This window comes from Nitrososphaera sp. (assembly GCF_050748925.1).
Classification (GTDB): domain Archaea; phylum Thermoproteota; class Nitrososphaeria; order Nitrososphaerales; family Nitrososphaeraceae; genus Nitrososphaera.
In genome coordinates, this window is sequence record NZ_JBOGQF010000152.1 from 1 (window position 1) to 3,823 (window position 3,823).

A 3,823-nucleotide genomic window follows, 5' to 3' on the forward strand; every position below is an offset into this window, starting at 1 on the left:
GACTAGTATGGGCTTTTTCTTCTGCTTCTGGAAGCTTGCGAGGACATCGACTATGGTCTCTTCGAGGGGATCGTCCTGGAAAACGAACCATGGCATCAGGATGTCTACGTTGGGATCGTCCATGAACGCCTGGATTGCGAACCTGTAGTCGTCTGCGTTGGCAGAGCCGGTGATGTCGCAGGGATTGCCGATGACGTACGTCGCAGGATAATGGTCCTTGAACGACTTTTTCGTCTGCTCTGACAATTCGGCGACCTGCAGGCCGAGGCGCTCAAAGTTGTCGATGGCTGCAATGATGGGGCCGGCGCCGTTTGTGACAAGGGCCACGCGGTTGCCCTTGGGGGTCGGCTGCCAGTTCAGTGCCTTTAGCGCGCCCGTCAGCTCTTCGTACGAGTCGACAGAGATGATGCCTGCCTGCTCCATGGCGCCCTTGACCACGCCAAACGAGCCGCCAAGCGATCCCGTGTGCGACGCGGCCTGTTTTGCTCCGCGCGCCGACCTGCCGTTTTTGAATACCACGATGGGCTTTTTCCTCTCGGTTATCACCTTCCTGGCAGTGTTCGCAAACTTTCTTCCGTCGCCAAGGCCCTCGACGTAGAGGCCAATGACCTTGGTCTTGGGGTCTTCAGAAAGGTACCAGATCATGTCCGCTTCGTCGACGTCTGACCTGTTGCCGTAGGATATCATCTTGCTCATGCCAAACGCATCAGAGCTTTCCATAAAGGCGATACCCACGGTGCCGGACTGCGAGAGGAACGCGACGTTGCCGTCTTTTGGCCTGACCATCCTCTTCTCGCCCTGGAATGCGCAGTCGAGCCTGTTGGCGCCGTTGAACATGCCGATGCAGTTGGGGCCGATTATCCTGATTTTTAGCTCCTGCGACAGCCTCTTTACCTCCGCCTCGATGGCGGCGCGCTCGCCGCCTAGTTCCTTGCCGCCGCCTGATATCACGACAAAGTTGTGGTTGCCCTTCTTGGCCGCCTGTTTCAGCAGCTCTGGCACGAATTTCAGGTCCACCGTGACTATCACCAAGTCGACGTTTTCAGGGATGTCGTCGATGCTCTTGTACGCCTTGATGCCCATGATGTCAGAGTAGCCCTTGGCGTTTACCGGGAATATCTTGCCATTGTACCGCTTCAGGCTCTCTAGCACCGAGTTGCCGACCTTGCCGGCCTCTGGCGACGCGCCGATGAGCGCGACAGACTTGGGGTTGAAGAAGAGGTCCATGCTGGTCGAGTCGGGCTGCGACTTTGAAATCGCGCCCTGGTCTACCTGCTGGCGCAGGATTATCTTGGCGTCAACCACAAAGTAGCTCTTTTCGTAGAAAATGACGGGGTTAAAGTCGATGCTCTCGTACATGTGGGCCATCTCGGTGCCCAGGTTGCCGATGCTGACGAGCGCGTCGGCTATCATGTTCTTGTCGACCGGGGCCGCGCCGCGGAACCCTTCGAGGATCTTTTTGCCCTTTAGCTCCTCTACCATCTCTAGCGCGTCCTGCCTTGTTATCGGGAGCACCCTGAATGTAACGTCCTTGAAGATTTCAGTGTAAATGCCTCCGATGCCTGCCATGAGTATGGGGCCAAACTGCGGGTCGTTCTGCAGGCCGACGATGAGCTCGGCACCGGACGGAACCATCTTTTCGAGTAACACGCCCTTTACAGTGCCGTACTGCTTGGAAAGCCTGCCGTGCATGTCGGAAAACGCCTCCTTGACCTGCGCCTCGTTCTGCAGACCCACCTTGACTCCTCTGACGTCGGTCTTGTGCAGGATCTCTGGCGACACTATCTTGGCCACAAGCGGAAAGCCTATCTCTCTTGCCTTCTTTTCGGCCTCGGCCTCGCTCGTGACGAGGGCGTACGGCGGCACCTTGACGCCGTATTCTGTCAAAACCTGTTTAGCCAACTCTTCAGTGATTACTTTTTCCTTGGTTGCAAAAACGTCGTCAAAAATCTTTTGGACCTTTTGACCGGCCATATGTGTTCGAGAGAAAAAGCTTCTCAAGCTTCTTTTAAAGTTACCTAACCATCCTTGCGAAGTTCCTGTAGGCAAGCTGACAGCCTTTCGCGAGCTTTTCGAGGTCGCCTGCGGCAGGCAACAGGTCCCGCTCGTCCACCTTTTCGGCCCTGACTTCGCTGCCGTACTCCTTCATCCACGCCCTGATGAGGCGCTCGTCGACTTCAAGGTGGAACTGGACGCCTATCGCGCTTTTTATCCTGAATGCCTGCGGGTACAAATCCGAGTACGCGAGAACTGTTGCATTTGGCGGCAGGTCGTACGTGTCGCCGTGCCACTGAAACACCCTCATCTTGTTGCCGCCGCCTGCAAAGAGTCCCCTTTCTCCATCGCCCGTCAGCGAGACTTGGTGCCATCCAAGCTCCTTTTTTGCGCCCTTGTAGACCCGCCCGCCCATGGCCTGCGCTATCAGCTGCGAGCCGAGGCAGATGCCGAGCACCGGTATGTCGTTTTTGACGGCATCGCGTACCAGCTCCTGCTCCCTATGCAAGTATTGAAAATTGTCATATACTGCCATGGGGCCGCCGAGGATGATGACGGCCGAGTAGCCGGCCGCGTCTGGAATCCTGTCAGTCTGCGCGTTGACGGTCTCTATTGAAAAGCCGTCTGCCTCTAGCAGGTCCTCAAGCGTGCCAAGGCTCTCGCAGGCAATGTTTTGCACTGAAAGGACCTTTTTCAACCATGGTGTCATGTTCGGGGCGGTATTTATTCCAAAAGCGTTAAATCATTCTCGCGTACATTACAGGTGCCCGATGGGCTACCAGTCATCCTCTGACGAGCACGTGATTGAGAAGCTGCGCGGTTTTGTAGGGATGCTCAACGCAGAGTCTGAAAAGGGCTCTGTCGTCGTGGTGGAGGGGAGGCGCGATGCAGAAGCGCTATTGAGCATCGGCTTTACCGGCATCCCTGCTGTCTTCCACAATTTCAAAGGCGTCGCCGACTTTGTCGACTCTCATTCTCACGCGGACAAAAAGATAATCCTGCTCCTTGACATGGACCGGACGGGCAAGTACCTCACAAGCCGGCTTGTGTCGCAGCTGCAGTTCCGGCGAAACAGCGTCAACCTCTTTTACAAGCACACCCTCGCCCGGATAACAAACGGCAAGGTGCGCCACGTCGAGGACCTGCTCATATATGCCGCCCCGCTGTCCGGGGTGACTGGGGCGCGCAAGGACCTCTACTTCTACGCCTGACGCGTCTCAATGCGTACAAAAGCACTTATATTCAAGCAAGCAAGAATTTCAAACGGTAACGAACCAACGAGTTACGAGGTATCGAAGAAAAATTGCCTAGCACAGGGATCGTAAAATATCATGTTAAGTTAAAGTTTGAAGTTGATGGTTTGGTCGAGAAGGCTGACATAATCGGCGCTATTTTTGGACAGACCGAAGGCCTCCTTGGACCTGAAATGAACCTCAACGAGCTGCAAAAAGTCTCAAAGGTTGGAAGAATTGAAGTAAACGTGGAAACAAAGGGAAGCTCTGCAAAGGGCGACGCGCTCATACCGATGAGCACCGACATCTCGACAGCCGCGCTCATTGCCGCGGCGATAGAGAGCATCGACAAGGTCGGACCCTTCCAGGCCAAGTTCCAGCTGATGGGCATTGACGACATTCGCGCAATAAAGAAAAAGGTCATCGTCGACAGGGCCAAAAAGATAGTGCAGGACTGGGCGACAAAGACTATCAGCGAGGGCGAAGAGATGCTCAAAGACGTCTATGACGCAAGCAAGCCCGGCAAGCTGACGTCGTACGGCAAGGCCCAGCTGGCGTGCGGGACTGGCGTTTTCGATTCAGAGTGGATTATACTC

The 3,823-nt window shown here is 55.3% G+C and carries 3 protein-coding genes and 1 pseudogene; 2 read left to right on the plus strand and 2 right to left on the minus strand.

Features of this window, described 5'->3' with window-relative positions:
- Together ACREAY_RS10410 and ACREAY_RS10415 are read right to left on the minus strand one after the other, a co-directional pair.
- The coding region (locus tag ACREAY_RS10410; protein WP_431755705.1) for an acetate--CoA ligase family protein at window positions 1–1,974 on the minus strand (1,974 nt) is incomplete at its 3' end.
- 40 nt (window positions 1,975–2,014) lie between these two features.
- Window positions 2,015–2,692, minus strand: a complete 678-nt coding sequence (locus ACREAY_RS10415; RefSeq protein WP_431755706.1) for a type 1 glutamine amidotransferase — start codon at window positions 2,690–2,692, stop codon at window positions 2,015–2,017.
- Between the two features lie 73 nt (window positions 2,693–2,765).
- Between ACREAY_RS10415 and ACREAY_RS10420 the strand changes: the two genes are divergently transcribed.
- Both ACREAY_RS10420 and ACREAY_RS10425 read left to right on the plus strand, forming a co-directional pair.
- Window positions 2,766–3,206, plus strand: a complete 441-nt coding sequence (locus ACREAY_RS10420) for a toprim domain-containing protein (RefSeq protein ID WP_431755707.1) — start codon at window positions 2,766–2,768, stop codon at window positions 3,204–3,206.
- Between the two features lie 92 nt (window positions 3,207–3,298).
- Window positions 3,299–3,823: pseudogene (locus ACREAY_RS10425) on the plus strand (DNA primase DnaG); the annotation flags it as partial.